This is a genomic window from Campylobacter concisus (assembly GCF_002913865.1).
In the GTDB taxonomy this organism is placed as follows: domain Bacteria; phylum Campylobacterota; class Campylobacteria; order Campylobacterales; family Campylobacteraceae; genus Campylobacter_A; species Campylobacter_A concisus_AM.
In genome coordinates, this window is record NZ_POYX01000108.1 from 1 (window position 1) to 19,641 (window position 19,641).

The 19,641-nt window shown below is 41.7% G+C and carries 22 protein-coding genes; 14 read left to right on the top strand and 8 right to left on the bottom strand.

Annotated elements, in window-relative coordinates; translation table 11 throughout:
- Positions 1–42: 42 nt before the first annotated feature.
- The 14 genes from CYP77_RS06995 to glyS all read left to right on the top strand — a co-directional run bounded on the left by CYP77_RS06995 (position 43) and on the right by glyS (position 12,213).
- Positions 43–1,089 carry a type II asparaginase gene (locus CYP77_RS06995; RefSeq protein WP_103566963.1) on the top strand — a complete coding sequence of 349 codons (1,047 nt, stop codon included), beginning with the start codon at positions 43–45 and terminating at the stop codon, positions 1,087–1,089.
- Between the two features lie 107 nt (positions 1,090–1,196).
- The gene (locus CYP77_RS07000; protein WP_103566964.1) at positions 1,197–1,688 is read left to right on the top strand and encodes a DUF1877 family protein; all 492 of its coding nucleotides are present in this window, start codon (positions 1,197–1,199) and stop codon (positions 1,686–1,688) included.
- A gap of 276 nt (positions 1,689–1,964) precedes the next feature.
- Positions 1,965–2,564 carry a LysE family translocator gene (locus CYP77_RS07005; RefSeq protein ID WP_103566965.1) on the top strand — a complete coding sequence of 200 codons (600 nt, stop codon included), beginning with the start codon at positions 1,965–1,967 and terminating at the stop codon, positions 2,562–2,564.
- Positions 2,565–2,574: 10 nt separating this feature from the next.
- Positions 2,575–3,468, top strand: a complete 894-nt coding sequence (locus CYP77_RS07010) for a DUF4299 family protein (RefSeq protein WP_103566966.1) — start codon at positions 2,575–2,577, stop codon at positions 3,466–3,468.
- Positions 3,469–3,617: 149 nt separating this feature from the next.
- A complete protein-coding gene (locus CYP77_RS07015; RefSeq protein ID WP_103566967.1) occupies positions 3,618–4,472 on the top strand; it encodes a hypothetical protein in 855 nt (284 codons plus the stop codon).
- 278 nt (positions 4,473–4,750) lie between these two features.
- Positions 4,751–5,236, top strand: coding sequence for a 3-isopropylmalate dehydratase small subunit (locus CYP77_RS07020; RefSeq protein ID WP_103566968.1), 486 nt, complete (start codon positions 4,751–4,753; stop codon positions 5,234–5,236).
- Between the two features lie 9 nt (positions 5,237–5,245).
- A complete protein-coding gene (gene leuB, locus CYP77_RS07025; RefSeq protein WP_103566969.1) occupies positions 5,246–6,313 on the top strand; it encodes a 3-isopropylmalate dehydrogenase in 1,068 nt (355 codons plus the stop codon).
- Positions 6,310–6,555, top strand: coding sequence for a hypothetical protein (locus tag CYP77_RS07030; protein ID WP_002941772.1), 246 nt, complete (start codon positions 6,310–6,312; stop codon positions 6,553–6,555). Before leuB ends, CYP77_RS07030 begins: the two co-directional genes overlap by 4 nt.
- A complete protein-coding gene (locus tag CYP77_RS07035) occupies positions 6,537–6,977 on the top strand; it encodes a CiaD-like domain-containing protein (protein ID WP_181001432.1) in 441 nt (146 codons plus the stop codon). Before CYP77_RS07030 ends, CYP77_RS07035 begins: the two co-directional genes overlap by 19 nt.
- The gene (locus CYP77_RS07040; protein ID WP_103566971.1) at positions 6,937–8,109 is read left to right on the top strand and encodes a CCA tRNA nucleotidyltransferase; all 1,173 of its coding nucleotides are present in this window, start codon (positions 6,937–6,939) and stop codon (positions 8,107–8,109) included. Before CYP77_RS07035 ends, CYP77_RS07040 begins: the two co-directional genes overlap by 41 nt.
- Before the next feature lie 74 nt (positions 8,110–8,183).
- Complete coding sequence (locus tag CYP77_RS07045) at positions 8,184–8,663, top strand: tRNA (cytidine(34)-2'-O)-methyltransferase (protein WP_103566972.1); 480 nt, start codon at positions 8,184–8,186, stop codon at positions 8,661–8,663.
- Complete coding sequence (locus tag CYP77_RS07050) at positions 8,660–10,042, top strand: endonuclease/exonuclease/phosphatase family protein (RefSeq protein ID WP_103566973.1); 1,383 nt, start codon at positions 8,660–8,662, stop codon at positions 10,040–10,042. The genes CYP77_RS07045 and CYP77_RS07050 overlap by 4 nt, the downstream gene beginning before the upstream one ends.
- Positions 10,043–10,045: 3 nt before the next feature.
- On the top strand, positions 10,046–10,198 hold the full coding sequence (locus CYP77_RS10015; protein ID WP_162141601.1) for a hypothetical protein: 153 nt from the start codon (positions 10,046–10,048) through the stop codon (positions 10,196–10,198).
- Positions 10,195–12,213, top strand: a complete 2,019-nt coding sequence (glyS, locus tag CYP77_RS07055; RefSeq protein WP_103566974.1) for a glycine--tRNA ligase subunit beta — start codon at positions 10,195–10,197, stop codon at positions 12,211–12,213. Before CYP77_RS10015 ends, glyS begins: the two co-directional genes overlap by 4 nt.
- Positions 12,214–12,254: 41 nt before the next feature.
- On the opposite strand, the gene CYP77_RS10195 is transcribed toward glyS, so the two are convergent.
- From CYP77_RS10195 to alaS, 8 genes are all read right to left on the bottom strand, one after another.
- Positions 12,255–12,776: a sulfatase-like hydrolase/transferase gene (locus CYP77_RS10195; protein ID WP_223229361.1), complete on the bottom strand. Its 522-nt coding sequence runs from the start codon at positions 12,774–12,776 to the stop codon at positions 12,255–12,257.
- A 53-nt stretch (positions 12,777–12,829) separates the two neighbouring features.
- Positions 12,830–13,219, bottom strand: a complete 390-nt coding sequence (locus CYP77_RS10200) for a sulfatase-like hydrolase/transferase (protein WP_223229362.1) — start codon at positions 13,217–13,219, stop codon at positions 12,830–12,832.
- An 87-nt stretch (positions 13,220–13,306) separates the two neighbouring features.
- Entirely contained in the window at positions 13,307–13,567 is a 261-nt protein-coding gene (locus tag CYP77_RS10205) for a phosphoethanolamine transferase domain-containing protein (protein ID WP_223229363.1), read from the bottom strand.
- Between the two features lie 256 nt (positions 13,568–13,823).
- Entirely contained in the window at positions 13,824–14,138 is a 315-nt protein-coding gene (locus tag CYP77_RS07065; protein WP_103566975.1) for a helix-hairpin-helix domain-containing protein, read from the bottom strand.
- A gap of 8 nt (positions 14,139–14,146) precedes the next feature.
- The gene (locus CYP77_RS07070; RefSeq protein WP_021085860.1) at positions 14,147–16,075 is read right to left on the bottom strand and encodes a transglycosylase domain-containing protein; all 1,929 of its coding nucleotides are present in this window, start codon (positions 16,073–16,075) and stop codon (positions 14,147–14,149) included.
- The gene (maf, locus tag CYP77_RS07075; protein ID WP_103566976.1) at positions 16,072–16,614 is read right to left on the bottom strand and encodes a septum formation inhibitor Maf; all 543 of its coding nucleotides are present in this window, start codon (positions 16,612–16,614) and stop codon (positions 16,072–16,074) included. The genes CYP77_RS07070 and maf overlap by 4 nt, the downstream gene beginning before the upstream one ends.
- Complete coding sequence (locus CYP77_RS07080; protein ID WP_103566977.1) at positions 16,611–17,111, bottom strand: 3-isopropylmalate dehydratase; 501 nt, start codon at positions 17,109–17,111, stop codon at positions 16,611–16,613. Before CYP77_RS07080 ends, maf begins: the two co-directional genes overlap by 4 nt.
- The coding region (alaS, locus tag CYP77_RS07085; RefSeq protein ID WP_103599726.1) for an alanine--tRNA ligase at positions 17,108–19,641 on the bottom strand (2,534 nt) is incomplete at its 5' end. The genes CYP77_RS07080 and alaS, both read right to left, overlap by 4 nt.

Genomic DNA, 19,641 nt, shown 5'->3' on the forward strand with positions numbered 1-19,641 from the left:
ACGTTATAATGCTCTAGCAAATTTTAATGCAAAGGAGTTAAAATGCGTTTAATCTTTAAGGCGGTGTTGCTCATGATTTTAGGTACTACTTTAGCGGTTGCTAAGCCAACCATCTACATCCTAGCTACTGGTGGAACGATAGCAGGAAGCGGCTCAGGTTCGCTTGATTCAAGCTATACTTCTGGAACTGTTACGGTCGATAAACTAATAGCAGCCGTGCCAGATATCAACAAGATCGCTACCATAAAAGGCGAGCAAATTTCAAATATCGGCTCACAAGATATGAACAACGAAGTTTGGCTTAAGCTTGCAAATAGAATAAATGAACTTCTAAACAGCGGCAAAGCCGATGGTATCGTCGTTACTCACGGCACAGACACTATGGAGGAGACAGCTTACTTCTTAAATTTAGTCGTTAAAAGCGACAAGCCAGTTGTGCTTGTAGGTGCGATGAGAAATAGTGGCTCACTAAGCGCAGACGGCCCACTAAATTTATTTAACGCTGTAAATGTAGCTATCAGCAAAGATAGCGTAGGCAAGGGCGTTGTGGTTACTATGAATGACGAAATTCACGCAGCTAGAGAGGTGACAAAAACTAACACAACAGGCGTTGATACATTTAAATCACCAAATAGCGGCAAGATCGGCACAGTCTTTTATGGCAATGTAAAATACTATATGAACCCAATCAGAAAACACACAGCAAGCTCAGCGTTTGACCTAACTGGCGTAAAAGAGCTTCCAAGAGTTGATATCATCTACTCTCACGCAAATGACAACCCTGACTTTGTAAATGTAGCTGTTAAAAACGGCGCAAAAGGCATCGTTAGCGCTGGTCTAGGCAACGGCAACCCTTACTTTAGCGTGTTAGAGGCTCTTGGTGAGGCTTCAAAAGCTGGCGTAGTGGTAGTTCGTGACTCACGTGTGGGAAGTGGCGAGACAACTATGAATGGCGAAGTTGATGACGCAAAATACGGCTTTTTAACAAGCGACAACCTAAACGCTCAAAAAGCTAGAGTGCTTTTGATGCTTGCTCTTACAAAAACAAGCGATAAGGCTAAAATTCAAGAGTTTTTCTTAACTCACTAAGTGCAGCATCTCACGATATTTGCACTTATTTAATATTACGGCGGAACTATTAAATTTATAGCTCCGCCCTCTCTTTTTCAAATTCACATTAAATTTAAGGCTCTAAAATGGGGATCAGCGCGCACTACTATGCCTACTCGCAAGATGATATAGAAAAGATCAAAAATGGCGGTGGCGGCGAACTTTTGGGCGAATACGACATGGATAATTTTTGGGACGCTATGTGTAAGATGCTAACTGGCATAAATTTCGCCCAAAGGTTGAAAGCTGGCGATATTTTTAGCTCAAATGAGCCTTTTAGCTGGGCTATTTTTGGGCGTAGTGCCTTAAACGAAGAGCTAAGTGAGATGATCTCTTATGCTAACGCTTCGGATGTAAAGGAGGTGGCTGAGACGTTGAAAAATGTTGATATTAACGCACTTTTATCAAAGATAAATTTAAAAGAATTCGCTAGTTCAAAGACATATCCTAATATTTTTGGGAGCGAGAGTGAATTTGAAGATATAAAAGCGAGGCTAAAACAGCACTTTGCTGGGCTTTTAAATTTTTATCAAAATGCCGCTAGTAATGGGCTTGGCGTGCTAATAGTAATAGGCTAAATTTCTAAATTTTTAGTGGGGCTATTTTGCTCTAAATTTAGCTAGCTTTTGTGGCAAATAAATTTATAGAGTGCCTACGTGGCAAAAGATAAATTTGCCATCTAGGCTGTGAAATACACACAAAATCGCCCTTGTTTTTGCGCTAAATTTATATTCCTAGCACCAAAAGCCAAATTTCTCACGTCCAAAAGCAGGCTAAATTTGCTAATAAAGCGCTCTTTTATCATAAATTTATAGATTTTGATTTAGCATTTCACTAAAATTTCAAGGCCTCTTATGAATTTCTTGCTCTTTTTTGTCACGATTTTTCCGATCTCAATGATGCCAGGTATCAACATGACTTATGCGATGAGCGTTGGCATGAGTCTTGGATACAAGCACTCATTTTTCGTGATGGCTGGGCAGCTTTTAGCACTTGCTTTTGTATCGTTTAGCTGTATGCTGGGCGTAGGCGCGGTGCTACATCATTTTGAGTATGCATTTAAGGTGCTAAATATCATCGCAGGCCTTTATATGCTCTATCTTGGCGCGATGCTCTTTTTTGGCAAGGGCGAGCTTAGCATTACAAATGTCTCAAATTTGCCAAGCAAAAAGCAGATGTTTATAAATGGCTTCATCGTTAGCGTCTCAAACCCAAAGGCGTGGATATTTTTATCAGCCTTGCTGCCTACATTTTTAGACAAAGACGCCCCATTTAGCCTAGTTCGCATGTGCGTTATCACCGTAACACTCGTTTTCATCGAGTTTTTATCGCTAAATATCTACTCACTTGGTGGAGCTGTGCTAAAGAAATTTTTACAAACGCACCTAAGACTACTTGAAATTTGCACCGCCGTCATAGTTTGCACGATCGGCGTGCTCTTACTATTTAGATAAAGGAGAATTTATGAGTTTGACATTTAGTGTAAAAAATAAAAAGAAGCTACTTGGCGGATACGCAAAGGCGCTAAGCGAGCGTGAAATTTCAGCTCTTGTTGAGGGGCTTTTCTTTTTTAACAGCGCACAAGAGGAGCCAAGCGCAAATGAGCTTGGCGCTGACGTGATGATAGCAGGCGTGTGGCAAAAGAGCGTTCGTGGCTTTGAGCTAAACTACGAAGATGGCGAGTATATCGTGCGTGTTTATACTCCAAGTGGCGTTGGTGACTGGCAGATCGCACTTGAGCTACTCTCAAAACTTTCAGCTCAAACTGGCTCAAAAATAGAGTGCGACAACGAAAAAATTTATGATAGTGAGCAAATTTTAAAATTTGACTACGAGACTGACATCATGTGGGGGCTTGAGGCGTTAAAAGATGCAAAAGAGAAAAATCAAACGCTTTATATCTCTGGCGTGGAGCGAGACGTGGCGTTTGACGCGGTTATGGTAGATGAAATATTTGCAAGTGCCAGCCCTGCGGCTAAATTTGATGAGATGATGAGGCAGGTGCAGTATCTTGACGCATATAGCGCAAGAGAGCACCTCTATCAAGACAAAGACGGCAACGAAATTCTTGGCACATATACGCTTAGTGAAAATTTACCGACCATCTTGCCTTATGCTCCATCTCCGTCGTGGCAGGCGCAAGAGGCGCTTGGGGATCGCAAGGTATCGCGCTGGGTACTTACGCTAGTTGTGGGCGTGGATGATAGTGACGCTCACGTGCTTGATGAGTGTGAATATGGAGCTTTTATGGCAAATTTACCAAAAGAAAAATATCGCTTCATTGACGCTGCAAACGTGCTTGTTGAGCCACTTAGCGAGGATGAGATGAGAGAGATTTTGCAAAAGGCAAAGGCTTAAATTTATTAAACCCCAAAAAAATGTAAATTCACCTCAGACTTGCTTAAAATTTAAGCCAGTTTAAGCGCATTTTTAAGCTCATAAAAGCTAGAATTTTACTGACTATACCGCTTTTTGAGTATGATACGCATGGTTTAAAAAGGATAAAAATGAAAATTTTAAAGGCTATTTTAGCGGTGGCATCAGCGATTTGCTTTCTAAATTCGGCCATTTTGCCAGAAAGCGACTGGAGCAAAAAGGATATAAAAGGCAAGGTCAAAAGCATGACGACTACGGAGTATGAATACTCTATGGATGGCTCTGGCACGCTAGAAAACACACGTGTGAAGCAGACGGAGTTTAACGAAAACGGCTATATAGTGCAAGAAACCGAGCATATAAACGGTGTGCCAAACAGCTCGGTTTTGTTTGAGTACGGCAAAGACGGGCTAATCCGCAAAAAATATCAAGATAGCGCCGTTTATCTCTACGAATACGAATTTGACGGCGAAAATTTAGTCGCAACGGCCAAAGAAAAGTATGTCGAGGATAGATTTTACCCCCGCACAGAGAAAACTACCTACGGCAAGGATGGCAAAATGATCGCTCAGGCTGTGTATTCGGGCAGGGAACTAGTGATAGACGATAGCTACGTCTACGACGAAAAGGGCGTTTTAACGCGGATAGAAGATAATATGGAGCCGCGGCACGGCATAGAGATAAGCTTCGAGCGCAAGCCAAACGGCGAATACGAAAAAATCACGCAAACTCCGAACTCAAAATGGGTTTATTACTACGCCGCAAACGGCGACGAGATGGAGTATACGTCGGTAAATTACTTTGGCTCCGAGGCAAAAATCTGGCAAATCTTGCAGTTTAAAGACATAACGAGGGACGAACGGGGAAATTTGACGCATAAAACCTCAGTCAAATTTAAGCCCGCGGACAAATACTACGAAAACGGCGACATAAAAGAGATCGGTCTATACAAAAAGCTACAAATCAGCTACGAATACTACGAATAAAATAACCGCTCTTAAATTTACAATCCTGCTGGCGGAGGCTAGCTGGCTTGATAAAACTGAGCATCGACATTAACTGCTAAACTAGGCGGTGCATGTTTTTATTTTTACTTTTTAGCCATTTTGCCACTAAATTTAGTAAGACTTAAATTCTTAGCTCATACGCATCGCTTAAAAGACCTTAAATTTACCCACTCTAACCGATAGCTGCCGAGTTTTGATTATTTATTTAGCTTCTTTTGGTTAAAATCAGCCCAAATTTACAAAACTAAAGGTTAAAAATGAAACAAGGCAAAGTTTGGAAATTTGGCGACAATATCGACACTGATATCATCATCGCCGCAAGATATTTAAACACTTCAGACGAAAAAGAGCTAGCAAAACACATCATGGAAGACGCCGATCCTAAATTTAGCTCAAAAATAGCAAAAGGCGACATCATCGTAGCTGGTGAAAATTTTGGCTGCGGTAGCTCAAGAGAGCACGCCCCACTAGCGCTAAAAGAGGCCGGCATAGCGGCTGTTGTGGCTAAAAGCTTTGCTAGGATTTTTTATAGAAATAGCTTTAACACAGGGCTTTTGATACTAGAGATAAAAGAAACCGACGAGATAAACGAGGGCGACACGCTAAAGATCGACGTAGATAACGGCGTCATCGTAAATGAAAGTACAAAAAAAGAGTATAAATTTAACGCTATGCCGCCATTTATGCAAGAGCTTTTAAACGCTGGCGGCCTTATCGAGTACGCAAAAGCGAAGATGAACTAAGGAGCGGTGATGAAAAACTATAAAATTTGCGTTATAAAAGGCGATGGTATCGGCCCTGAGATCATCGACGAGGCGATAAAGGTTTTAGACGTTGTGAGTGCTGAGTTTGGTATCAAATTTGAGTATGACTATAAGCTAATGGGCGGCGCAGCCTACGACGTTTTTGGCGAGCCGTTGCCAGATGAGACGCTAAGCTCAGCGCTTAGTAGCGACGCTGTGCTTTTTGGAGCGATAGGTGGCGAGAAATGGGACAGCTTGCCAAGACACCTAAGGCCAGAGAGCGGGCTTTTAAAGATCAGAAAAGAGCTAGAAGCTTATGCAAATTTACGCCCAGCCATCATCTTTGACGAGCTAGTTGATGCTAGCACACTAAAGCCAGAGGTACTAAAGGGCGTTGATTTTGTCGTGGTTCGCGAGCTAACTGGTGGGCTTTATTTTGGACAGCCACGTGAAAAAGGCGAAGATAGAGCGTTTAACACGATGGTCTATACTAAATTTGAGATCGAGCGCATCGCAAAGATCGCCTTTGAGACGGCTATGCTTCGCAAGAAAAAGGTCTGTATGGTCGATAAGGCAAACGTGCTTGAGACAAGCCAGCTTTGGCGTGAGGTGACCAGCGAGGTGGCAAAAGGCTATCCTGAAGTAGAGCTTAGCTTTATGTATGTCGATAACGCAGCGATGCAGCTAGTAAGAGCGCCTGCAAATTTTGACGTCATACTTACCGAAAATTTATTTGGCGACATTTTAAGTGACGAAGCGAGCATGGTTTGTGGCTCGATAGGACTTTTACCAAGTGCTAGCATGGGCGGTAAAGTGGGAATTTATGAGCCTATCCACGGCTCAGCGCCAGACATCGCAGGGCAGGGCATAGCAAATCCGATCGCAACCATTTTAAGTGCAGCGATGATGCTAAGATACGCATTTGGCGAGTGCGAGGCAGCGGACGCGATAGAAAGTGCCGTAAAAACAGCACTTGCAAAGGGATATAGGACAAAAGATATCGCCGCTTTTAACGCAGTTGAAATTTGCTCAACAAGCGAGATAGGCGACGTGATAGCAGGATTTATCAAAAAATGAAAAACACAATCACTGAAGCACTGATCTACGAGGCTCAAGGGCTAAAAGACGATGCGCTTGAAATTTACAAGAACATCTTAAAACAAGACCCATCAAACAAGGATGCCCTTAGCGCGATAAACCGCCTGAGCGGACTTCGCAAGGAGCGCGTGATAAAAAATGAGCAGATGAAAGAGTTTTTTATCAGGATGAAAAGTGACGAAGAGATAAATGAATTTAAAAGGTGGTTGATAAGATTATGAAGCTTGATGATATCGCTAGGATGGCCATTAGTGAGGTTAGCGCCGAGCTTGAAAAGATAGAGGCACTGCAAAACAAAAAGCAAGAAGAGCTTGAAAGGGAGAATCTAAAAAAAGAGCTTTTGGCAATAGAATCTGAAGAAGAGCATGCACTTGAAGAGCCAAAAGTAGAGGCAAGCGTGCTAAGCGTGTCAAGTGTGCAAAGCGAGCCAGAACTAAAGGTGGCGCAAATTTCGCCAAAGAGCAGGGAGATAAGCGAGGAGGAAATTTTCTTAGCAAATCTTGCTGAGCGCATAGAGGTGCTTTTTGAGGGGCTTAAACAAACTAGCGAGCAAGACCTTAGCCAAAGGCTAGAGCTAACGACTAAATTTTTAGAATTTACCCTTGCAAACATCGAAAATAGACTACAAAATCTCTCAAAATAATAAATTTGAGACAAAAACTGGGACAGAAATTTACAAAAATAGCGAGCTAGACTTTTTTAGATCGCTATTTGCTCCATTTAGCAAGCGTGTCTATCTAGTCGGAGGCTGCGTGAGAGACGCGCTTTTGGGACGAGAAATTTATGATTATGACATCGAGGTTTATGATATAAAGCCAGCTAAATTTGACGAGCTGATGGCTAGCATAAAGGCTAGTGGTGTTGGCAAAAGCTACTTCATCTACAAATACAAAAACTACGATCTTGGCTTGCCTAGAAGCGAGAGTAAGACTGGAAATTCGCACAAAGACTTTGCCGTAAGCTATATAAATGATCCAAGCTTTGCAAGTCTTAGGCGTGATTTTACGGTAAATGCCATGATGATGAACATCTTTGACGGCGAAATTTTGGACTTTCACGGCGGCAAAAAGGACCTTGCGAGCAAGACGCTAAGGCACATAGATAGTGAGAAATTTAAAGAAGATCCGCTAAGGGTGCTTAGGGGCGTGCAGTTTAGCGCAAGGCTTGGCTTTAGCATAGCTGACGAGACGCTAGAGCTTATGAAAACGCTTGATTTGGCGCATCTAAGCCGTGATAGGATAAATACCGAGCTCATTAAATTTTTTAGGGCAAAGGAGCTTGAAAAGGGGGCGTTTTATCTTTTTAGGCTTGAGCTTTTTAGGGAAATCTTTGGCGTGCAAATTTATGGGAGTGATGAGTTTTTGGCTGAGCTAAAGAGCGCTAGGAAATTTGTAGATGACGAGAGGCTGTTTTTATATATGCTTTTTGGTAAATTTGAGCTTGACGCAAAGGAAATTTTAGAGAAAATGCGCCTACCAAAGAGCTACTTTTCTATCTTAAAAGAGCCCTATTTTAAAGATATGCCAAGTGACAATGAGCTACTAGAAATTGCCCTAAATATGCCCTTAAAATCATGGCTGGGAGCTTATAATAAAGAGCGCATAGAGCGTGCAAAAGAGCTTGGAGTTTATGAGGCTAAATTTGACGCAAAGGTCGATGTGAGCGAGATATTGGTGGCTGGCTTTAAAAACGAGATGATAGCAGCTGAGATAAAACGCAGACAGGAGCTTGAAATTTCAAACTATCTTAGCAAGCGTAAATTTAGAAAATCTTAATCTTTAAAACTCTTAAAAGCCCATTTTGGCTAAAATGAGCCAGTTTATAACACTTTTTAAGGCAAGAAAAACTTATGTTTAACATAGTCCTAGTCCATCCTCAGATACCGCAAAACACCGGAGCTATCGGCAGAATGTGCGTAAATGCAAATTTAAAGCTGCACATCGTTAAGCCAACTGTCTTTGATCTGAGCGAAAAGGCTGTTAGACGTGCTGGGCTTGATTATTGGAAAATCTTAAAGCCACAAATTTGGGAGAGCCTAGATGAGTTTTTGGAGGCAAATTTGAGCCATAAAGAGCGATTTTTCTTTGCTACGACTAAGACAAACAGGCTTTACTACGACGCTAAATTTGAGCCAGGAGATTTTATATTTTTTGGCGGAGAGAGCACGGGGCTGCCAAGAGAGTTTATGGATATAAATTTCAAAAACGCCATAACGATCCCGATGGGAAAAGAGGGCAGGAGCTTAAATTTAGCCATGAGTGCTGGCATCATCGCGTATGAGGCGATCAGGCAAAACATCTCTAAATTTGACTTTAGGAGCGAGGTTTGAGAGCGCTCTTTGCATTAGTTTTTGCCGTTTTTATGGCGTTTGCTAGCGAGATAAGCATCGCAACTTATAATGTGCAAAATTTATTTGACTGCAAGGATGATGGCAGCGAATATCCTGACTTTAAATCTAGCACTTCAAAGTGGGACTGCGAGGCGGCTAGCTCAAAACTAAAAAGAACAAGGCAGGTCATAGACGCCATAGATACCGACATCATCGCACTTGAAGAGGTTGAAAACGAGCAGGTTTTAAGGGCTTTAGTTGATGGCAGCGAGTATAAATTTATAGCCTTTAGCAAGGCAAAAAACTCTCCAGTTGGGCTAGCTCTTATATCAAAGATAAAGCCAAATGGCAGTGAAATTTTTGAAGTGCCAAATGTAAAAACTAGAAACATTTTAAAGGTCGTTTTTGAGGTGGAGGGTAAGAAATTTAGCGTTTTTGTTAATCACTTCCCAGCTTATAAAAACGGCATAAATATGCAAAAAAAGGCCGAAAGAACGCTAAGGGCAGCTCTAGGTAACGAGCAAAATGCCATTGTTTTAGGCGATTTTAACTCACCTTATGGGCAAAAATCCATCTTAAACGATATCATCGCAACTCGTGGATTTTATGATCTTTATAGCTTTTTAGCCCCAAAAGATAGATACTCTCATGCAGTCCATGGCAAAAAGCGAGCCATTGACCACGTTTTGCTCTCGCCTAGCTTTATGGCAAATGGCGATCTAAGCTACATTGATGGCAGTTTTGAAGTCTTTAAGCCAAGCTTTGTGCTTGATGAGCATGGCTTTGCAAAGAGCGATCTTTATTCAGATCATTTTGCGCTCAAATTTAAAATCTCAACCAAACCAAGTCCTGCTAAATCAAATGAAAATTTAAAAAAAGAAGCTAAAAAAGTAGATGATCAAAACTATAAAAAAGCTGACATAGAGACGCTTTTTGAGCATCCTGAGGATGTGCCAGCACTTGTGGAGCGAGCTGTTGTCATCTTAAAAGATAAGCATGGCTTTATCATCTCAAAAAATCGCCGTGGAATTTACGTTTATGATCCTAAAAATAGCGTCGGCGTGGGCGATGAGCTTGACATTTTGATCAGGCGAGTGAAATTTTACAAAGAGGCGCTTGAAGTAAGCTCTTATGAGATCATAAATGAGCATGGCACAAAAGATGTGAGCGAAAATTTGCTTGATAGCTCAAAGCTAAGCATTGCAAGAAGCGGCGATGTGATCGCTAAAATTTCAGGCAGGCTAGAGAGTGGCTACTTGCATACACCGCATGGCAAGATCAGAGTTTATAGCAAAAAAAGGCTAAAAGATGGCGAGTATAGCTTTGAGCGGGCGAGGGTGAAAATTTATAAAAACGAAAAAGAGATCGTTGTGGAGTAGATGGTGCAAATTTTAGATATTTTTATGATCGCAGCGTTTGTTTTGTTTGTGATATTTATGATAAGAGGCGTCATTTTGCAGGCGCAAGAGAAGGAGAGAGCAAGAGAGATGATAAGAGAAAAAAGAGAAAATTTTAATAAAAAGAGTGAGATATGAAAGAGTTGTTACTAGAGATCGGAGTCGAGGAGCTCCCAGCGATACCATTTTTAAGAGAGCTGCCAAACATCAACGCTAAATGGCAGGCTGTGCTTGAAAAATATAACATCAAAAGCGAGTTTAAATTTTACTACACGCCGCGCCGTTTGGTCTTTTTTCATGAGAAATTCCCACTAGCTCAGCCAGATAGCGTGGCTAGCTTTGTTGGCGCGCCAAAGCAAGTAGCGCTAAAAGACGGAGCTTTTACGAAGGCTGCACTTAGCTTTGCAAATAAATGTGGCATAAGCGAGAGCGAGCTTAAATTTAAAGAGATAGACGGCAAAGAGGTGCTTTACTACGAAAAAGAGGTAAAGGGCGAGCCAGTTGCTAAGATAATGGGCGACATGGTCGAGGAGTTTTTAAAGAGCCTTAGCTTTGGCAAGTCTATGCGCTGGGGCAATGGTGAGTTTGAATTTATCCGTCCGATAAGATCATTTTTGTGCTTGCTGGGTGATGAGGTCATTAAATTTAACAAATTTGGCGTAGAGAGCGGCAACTCTACATATCCTCACAGAAGCATTAGCTACGACAAGATAAAAATTTCAAATATAAAAGAGTATTTTGAAGGCTCAAAGAGCCGTGGCGTCGTGCTTGAAGTGGACGAGAGAGAGAAGATAATCCTTGATGAGTTTGAAAAGATCAGTCAAAAAAGCGGGCTAAAGATCGAGATAGATAAAGAGCTGCTAGCTGAAGTAGTGGCGATCACTGAGTATCCAACAGCGCTTCTTGGCTCGTTTGAAGAGGAGTTTTTGGAGGTGCCAAGCGAGGTCATCATCACTTCGATGAAAGAAAATCAGCGCTACTTCCCAGTCTTTAAAGATGGCAAGCTAGCAAATGGCTTTGTTGTCGTTAGTAACGCCATCACAAAGGACTATTCGCTCATCATCAAAGGCAACGAAAAGGTGCTAAGAGCAAGACTAAGTGACGCGATGTTCTTTTGGCAAAGCGACCTTAAGGCCGAATTTAGCCCAGAAAAACTAAAAAATATAACCTACCTAAAAGAGCTTGGAAGTATCTATGAAAAGGAGCTCAGAGAGCTAAAAGTGGCTAAAAAACTTGCTAGCAACTATGGTGAGCTACTTAAAAAAGAAGCTGGCGAGTACGCGGCTAAGCTAGAGCGAGCTGTGATGCTAAGTAAGGCTGATCTTACAACGCAGATGGTTTATGAATTTACCGAGCTTCAAGGCGTCATGGGTGCTTACTACGCAAAGGCTAAAAATGAGGATGAAAACGTCGTTTTAGCCATAAAAGAGCAGTATCTGCCAGACGGCGAGGAGGCGCAGTGTCCAAGCAAGGTCTTTAGCTCGGTTGTGGCGCTTTCAAATAAGCTTGATACGCTAATGGGGCTCTTTAGTATCGGCAAAATCCCAAGCGGCACCAAGGACCCATACGCTCTAAGACGCGCGGCAAATGGCGTTATAAAGATCGTTTTGGCGCATAATTTGAAATTTAACGTAAAAGAAATTTTAGAAGATATCGCAAAAGATTATAAGAAATTTGACGTTGAAGTGCTTATAAATTTCATCCTTGATAGGCTCTATACCTTCTTTGACGCAAACGCTTCTATCGTAAAAGCGTGCATAAAAAGCGGCAAAAAGGACATCTTGGAGCTAACAAAGATGATAGAGGCGCTTGCTAAAATTTCAAGTGAGACAAATTTTAGAGAGAATTTCTCGACATTTAAGCGCCTTGCAAACATCATAAAAGATGATAAATTTAGCAAGGTCGATGAGAGCCTTTTTGAGATAGATGCTGAAAAGGCCTTAAATGACGCATTTAAAGCGGTTGATAAGAGCCTAGCATACGAGCCAAGACTAAAAGCGCTATTTGCTCTAAAACCGCAGATAGATGAGTTTTTTGACAAAGTTATGATAAACGTTGAAAACGAGAAAGTGCGAAATAACCGCGTCGCTATCATCGGTCAAATTTATAGCGAGATATTAAAAGTAGCTGATATAAAAGAGATCAGCTTATAAAATTTCGCCAGCTTCGGGCTTTGCCTAGGCTGGCTTTAAATTTACTCCCTAAAGATATCAAATTCTGGCTCGTAAGCCTTAGTTTTTACCCCAAAATATCCAAGAACTGAGCTAAAGATAAAATCATGCGAAAGAGTTTCGTCTTTTCTAGCTTTTAGTCTTTTTAAAAGCTCGCTATCGCTTGAAAAGATGATGGCTGGGATGTGTTTTTGCTCATCTGGAGCGATAGAGTAAGGCAGGCCATGTAAATATATGCCATTTTCGCCTAGGCTCTCTCCGTGATCTGAGAAAAAGAACATGGCAACTTCAAATTTATCTTTTCTTGCTTCAAGGGGGTTTATCAGCTCGCTTTGTAGATAGTCCTCATATAAAATGGTGTTGTCGTAGGTGTTTGCTATCTCATCTGGCGTGCATTTGTTTAGCTCGGCGGTGTCGCATGTTGGGGCGAATTCTTTAAATTTGCTTGGGTAGCCTTTGTAGTAGATGGGGCCATGTGAGCCTTGCAAATGTAGCACGATAAATGTAGTGGAGTTTGCATCTTTTATGACCTTTTTTTGCCTCATCAAATATCACTTCATCAAAGCCAGCTGCTCTGTGCTCTGAAGTGTGGTTTTGATCAAGATTGTCGCAAACCACTACTCCTATTTTTTTCGCATCCGCCACTATTGTTGCCAAAAAAGTATGTTTTTATGCCAAGTTTGTTGATGATATCAACTAAATTTTCACGAGCCTTAGCCTCACGGTTGCTAAAATTTTCTCGCTTTAAGTCTGAAAATAGGCAAGGGACGCTAGTTTCTGTCGCAGTCCCGCATGAGTAAAAATTTGTAAAACTTACCACATCTTTTTGCTTGGTGAATTTGTTTGTATCGTTTTTAGCGTAGCCATTTAGTGAGTAGTTTTTGCTCCTTTGCGTCTCGCCAACTATCAAAACTAAAATTTTCTTTTTATCGTTAGTAAGCGTTGCGTCATCTGCCACGTAGGTAAAAGGGAGTGGTTTTTGTGCCAAAGACTTTGCTAATCTTATGCCAGAGTAGATGGGGTAGTATGGGAGTAAAACGCTTATGGTTGAGGCGTTGCGGCTCTTTAAAAAATGTTATAAAATTTTAGACATGAGTGCAAAGATTATAGCTGCACTTACTAAAGTGCTAAGGGCTATTTTTAGCCTTGATCTAAGCGCACTTTTAAAACCTCCATAGCTAATCTTTACAAGCGCTACATATACGCAAGGCAGGATGGTTGCAAAAATAAGCCAAATGGCTAAGCTGGCATTAAAACAGCTAAATGCCTCTCTTGTGTCAGTGTGCAAGACGTTTAATAGCATGCCTTTGTCTATAATGACGCCATAAGTTTGCATAAAGTAGGCAGATGCTACTAATCATGATGAAAAAGATAACAAGAGGTTTTAACAAAAATGGCACAAGCAAAATGCAAAAAACTCCAGCAAAGAGCATATGTAGTTTATGAAAAACATATAAGCTACAAATAAAATTAAAAATTACAAAAAGCTTATATGTCTTATTTTGTCGATGTTTAGCATTTCTAGCCACCTTCTTTCAGGGGCGTAATGATAGAGCTAAAATGTAAATGGCTAGAAATTTAGAAGAGAAAAATTATTTTCTCTTTTTCTTGCTTTTTAGCTTCTTGCTTTTTGACTTCTTTTTAGGCTCAGTCTTTTTCGTCTTTTGGCCATCTTTTACACTAAGCTTTTCTTTGACCTTTTGCATGTCGTTAAAGCCGATGCCTTGAACCTTCTCAAGCTCCTCGACACTTGTAAATTTATGAGCTTTTCTATACTTTATGACGTTTAGTGCCTGGCTTTTGTTTAGTCCAAGGCTCATTAGCTCGCTCTTACTAGCTGTGTTTAGATCAGCGCCGTATGAAAGGCTTGCAAGCGCTAGACAAAGTAAAATTTTTAATCTTTTCATCTTATCTCCTAAAATAATAATCCATCGTTTTCTTGATCTTGAATGATGTCATTTGTTGGCGTATTTTGCGGCAACGGCGAGTCGTTTGTGTAGTACTCATCAGCGCCGTTGTAGTATCCTTTATAGACGCCATCAGGCTGCTCAAATGCACGTCTTAGGGTAGGGTAGAGCTTGATGTAGCCCTCCATAAATTTCTTAAAGACAGGCGCAGCTGTCCTGCTGCCGCCCTCAACCTTTTTCATAGGGCTGTTATCGTCGTTTCCGTACCAGATGATGGCCTCTATATCAGGCGAATAGCCGCAAAACCAAGCATCGATGCTGTTGTTTGACGTGCCAGTTTTACCAGCGATCTGGATGCCATTTACCTTTGCGTTGCGTCCGGTGCCGTTGTTTACGGCATTTTGAAGCAAGGTGGTCATCAAAAATGCCTGCTCAGGTTTTAGCACCTGCTTCTTTTGAGGCTCATAGTCCATCGACGCACCAAAGCTATTTTCTATATGTTTAATGAGTGTAGGCTCGACCACTTCGCCATCGTTTGGAAACATCGAGTAAAATTTCGCAAAGTCAAGTGGCGAAATTCCAAAGCTACCAAGTGCGATTGATAAATTTTCAGGGATGTCGTTAAAGCCCATATCCGTAAGCTGTTTGCGAACCGAGCTAAGACCAAGATCGTTTAGTAAATTTATGGTTGCGAGGTTGCGAGACTGGGTTAAGGCTGATTTTATCGTGATGTAGCCTTGAAAGTCACCGCTATAGTTTTTTGGCGTCCACTCTTTGCCGTTGCCCATGTCAAACGTCCTAGCGATGTCAGCTACTTGAGAGACGACTGAGTAGCCGCTATCAAGGGCTATTTGATAGATAAATGGCTTAAGGCTTGATCCTGGCTGACGCTTGCTCTGGGTGGCGCGGTTGTAGCTACTTTTTGCGTAGTCGATGCCGCCAATCAGAGCTAAAATTTGACCGCTTTGTGGATGAGTGACGACGATAGCGCCATTTAGCATCTCTGGATTTGCCTTTTTATCTCTTTTTAAAATTTCATTGTAGCCATAGACTAAAGCGTCCTGAGCGATCTTTTGCACGTTTAGATCGACCGTACTTTGTATCTTGTAGCCGCCAGTTTTTATGTCGTCAAATTTCTTTGAAGCCTCTTTTATGATCTCATCGACCACGTAAGGAGCTTTATTTCTTGTGAGCGTATCGTCAAAGACTGCTGGCTCTTCAAGCACGCCCTTTCGGTACTCGTCCTCGTTTATCCAGCCGATACTATACATCCTCTCAAGAACCCTGTTTGCGCGGCTAAGCGAGAGGTCTAGGTGCTTTGTAGGATCATAGGTGCTTGGCGCTTTTGGCATGCCAACTAGCATCGCTATCTCTTTTATGCTTAGCTCATTTAGCTCTTTTCTAAAGTAGCCCTCCGCAGCCGTTTTGATGCCGTAGTAGCCATGCCCGAAATATACGTGATTTAGGTATCTTTCGATGATGTCCTCTTTGCTAAGCTCGCTTTCAAGCTTCATAGCAAGCACAACCTCTTTTATCTTTCTTGTAAATTTCTTCTCGCGGCTTAGGGCTAGGTTTTTTATAAGCTGCTGAGTTAGCGTGGATGCGCCTTCAACTAGCTTTCTAGCTTTGATGTCCTTTATTGCTGCTCTTGCCATGGCTTCTACGTTGATACCGCCATGCTCAAAGTAGCTCGTATCCTCGATAGCCACGAGCGCTTCGATGACACGTGGCGGGATGTCGTTATATTTTACATAAATTCTATTTTCTTCAAAGATATTTGCGATGAGCTCGTTGTTTCTATCAAAAATTTGTGTCGCAAGCTTTGGCTTGTAGTCGATGATGGTATAAGCGTCAAATCTCACTTGCGAATAAAAGTATAAAAACGCTCCACCAAGTGCGATGGCAACTACAAAGATAAATGCCAAGATATATTTCATAAAAATGCCTTTAATATTTTTAAATTTAGCCCCATTGCCGTGCTTGTTTCGCCGTGCTGGGAGATGATGTATTTTTTATTAAAATTTTCTATCGTCATGGCTCCAGCTTTGCCTCGCCACTCGCCACTTTCTAGGTAGCTTTTTAGATCTTGCTCGCTAAATTTAGCAAATTTATATGTAGTCTTGCTCACATTTATAAGCTCAAATTCGCCTAAAAATATCATCGCCGTATAGACGCTACACTCATTGCCACTTTGTAAATTTAGCATAGCAAGTGCCTCTTTTTCGTCCTTTGCCTTGCCTAAAATTTTATCCCCACAAGCCACGCAGCTATCTGCAAAGAGTAAATTTAAAAGCTTGCCATTTGCCTTTAAAAATTGCTCTTTTTTAGCTTTTACGACGTTTTGGACGTAAATTTCTGGTTTTAGGCTCTTTGCTATCATGCTCTCATCAAAGCTGCAAGAAATTTGCTGAAAATTTATCCCAGCATTTTTTAGTAAATTTGCCCTTGTTGGCGAGCTAGAAGCAAGAGTGATCATAAAAAGCCCCTATAGCTCACGCCAAGATAGACAGCCGCAAGCGATGCTAGTAAGTTTAGAGGCGTGAAGTAGTAGATGATGACGATTAGGCTTTCGTTTAGCTCGATCATCTCGTGCGATCTTAGAGTTTTTAAAGCCTTTTTGTATCTATAAAAGATATAGCTTAAATTTAAGAGTAAAAATAGCTCTATCGCCCATTTGGTCGCTACTATCGCACTTGCCATCGGATTTTGCATTTTGCCATCATCAAAGTAAAAGATCATTATCAGGCTAGTTAGTGCGATGCCAAGAACTAGCGCAAAGATGGCTAGTCCAAAGCGTCTTATGATGTGAAGCAAGATGTGATAGCGCTCTTTATCTTCAAATTTATTTTTTATAAAATAGCTTCCAGTAAGCACTAAACCAGCTTGTAGCCCTATAAAAAGAGCTACAAAACTAATGTGCAAGAAGATGATTAGTTGATCAAATTTAAAAAAAGCGATCTCTTGATGAATCATTTTTCTAAAGCTTGCCTTGCATACTCAAGTGAGCTTTTTATAGCGTCTTCGATAGCTAGAGCGTTTTTGCCGCCAGCTGTTGCAAAGTCGTCTTTTCCGCCGCCATTGCCGCCTAGAATTTGCGCTGCAAATTTAACCCAAGCGCCAGCTTTTATAGGAGCATTTTTCACGCCAGCTGCAAGAGAAATTTTACCCTCTTCATCTGTTTGGATCAGTAAAATGGCAGCTTTTTCATGCCCATTTTTAAACTCATCTATCAAAGTTTTTATGTCGCCACCATCGATGCTTGCTACGCAAAGCTTGGTATCATTTACATTTATAAAGGCTAGCTCCCCAGAGCTTTTAGCGTTTTTTAGCTTATCTTTTAAGCCTTTTATCTCGCCTTTTAGCTTTTTAACGGCATTTAGCGGCTCTGTGCTTTTTAGCTCATCTTTTAGCTCTTCAAGCTCAGCTCTAAATGACCTTGCTAAATTTAGCGCAGCTCTTGAGCAAACAGCCTCTATACGCCTAACGCCAGCACTTACACCACTCTCTTTTGTGATGAAAAATGAGCCGATCTCATCTATATTTTTTACGTGTGTGCCGCCGCAAAGCTCTTTACTGACATCGCCAAAGCTCACAACTCTTACTTTGTCGGCATATTTTTCGTTAAATAGTGCGATCGCTCCGCTTTTTTTAGCCTCTTCAAGCTCCATAACCTGCGTTTTTGCATTTGCACCAGTTAAGATCCACTCATTTACAAGGTTTTCGACCTTTGAAATTTCTTCGCTAGTAAGCGCCTTCGGATGAGAGAAATCAAACCTTAGTCTATCTGCCTCGACGTTTGAGCCAGCTTGAGCGATGTGTGTGCCAAGCACGCTTCTAAGGGCTGCGTGAAGCAAGTGTGTAGCACTGTGATGACGCGCAGTCTCCGCTCTGTCGCTGCCTACTTCAAGCTCTACTTCGTCGCCAACTTTTAGTGCCGCGCTAGTTTTTACTAAAGATAAATTTAGCCCGTGGAATTTTTGCGTATCAAGCACATTTGCTTTGCCTGCTATCTTACCGCTATCGCCGCACTGACCGCCACTTTGAGCGTAAAATGGAGTGACATCAAACATCACCCAACCCTCTTTGCCAGCATCTAAGCTATCTACATTTTTAAATTCTTCATCAAGCAAGGCTAGAATTTTACTTTTACTCTTAAGCTCTTCGTAGCCTATAAATTTATTCTCGCCAAATTTTTCAAGTAGCTCTTTAAAGTCGCCCTTCGCACTCTTGTCGCCACTGCCTTTCCAAGCAGCTTTTGCACGTGCTTTTTGCTCACTCATAAGCTCATCAAACCTTGCCTCATCGACCTTTAAGCCCTTTTCTCTAAGCATATCAGCCGTTAGATCAAGTGGGAAGCCAAATGTGTCATAAAGTTTAAAAGCAGCCTCTCCGCTAAAAATTTCTTTTGTATTTTTAAGCTCACTCTCAAATAGCTCCAAACCACTAGCGATAGTCGCTAAAAATCTCTCTTCTTCAAGCTTGATCTGCTCTTTTACAGCCGCTTTTTTATCGTTTAGATAGGTGTAGTGTCCGCCCATGAGCTCGCAAACTTTATCGACAAGCTTATACATAAATGGCTCTTTTATGCCTAGTAAATATCCATGGCGGATCGCACGGCGTAAGATGCGGCGAAGCACGTAGCCACGGCCTTCTTTATCAAATGTCGTGCCTTGAGCTAGCAAAAATGTGACCGAGCGGATGTGATCGCTTATGACGCGGTAGCTAGCACCACTTTCATAGACGTATGGCTTGCCACAAAGATTTGCTACTTCGTTGATAAGCGGCATAAAAAGTGTGCTGTCGTAGTTGCTAAATTTACCCTGCAGGATAGCTGTAACTCGCTCAAGCCCCATGCCAGTATCGATGCTTGGCTTTGGCAGTGGGCTTAGTTTGCCATCCGCGCTTCTTTCATACTGCATGAAGACAAGGTTCCAGATCTCTAAAAATCTATCTCCATCGCCGCCCATGTAATCTTCTGGTGTGTTAAAGTGCTCAGCGCCTTGATCGTAAAAAATTTCACTGCAAGGGCCGCATGGTCCAGTATCGCCCATTTGCCAGAAGTTATCGTGGTCGCCAAAGCGGTAAATTCTCTCTTTTGCGATGTGAGTGCTCCAAATTTCAAACGCCTCATCGTCGCTTTCGTGAACGGTTACATAAAGCTTATCTTTTGGTAGTTTTAGCACCTCTGTGACAAATTCCCAAGCGTAAGCGATCGCCTCTTTTTTGAAGTATTCGCCAAAGCTAAAGTTGCCAAGCATCTCAAAAAAAGTGTGGTGGCGCGCTGTGTAGCCGACGTTATCAAGGTCGTTGTGCTTGCCTCCAGCTCTTATGCAGGTCTGACAGCTAGTGCGGATAGGTGGTGTTGGGCGTGGCACTTCACCTGTGAAAATGCTCTTAAATGGCACCATGCCAGCATTTGTGAAAAGTAGTGTTGCATCGTTTGGCACAAGTGGTGCAGAAGCTACTACTTCGTGACCTTTTGATTTAAAACAATCAAGATATG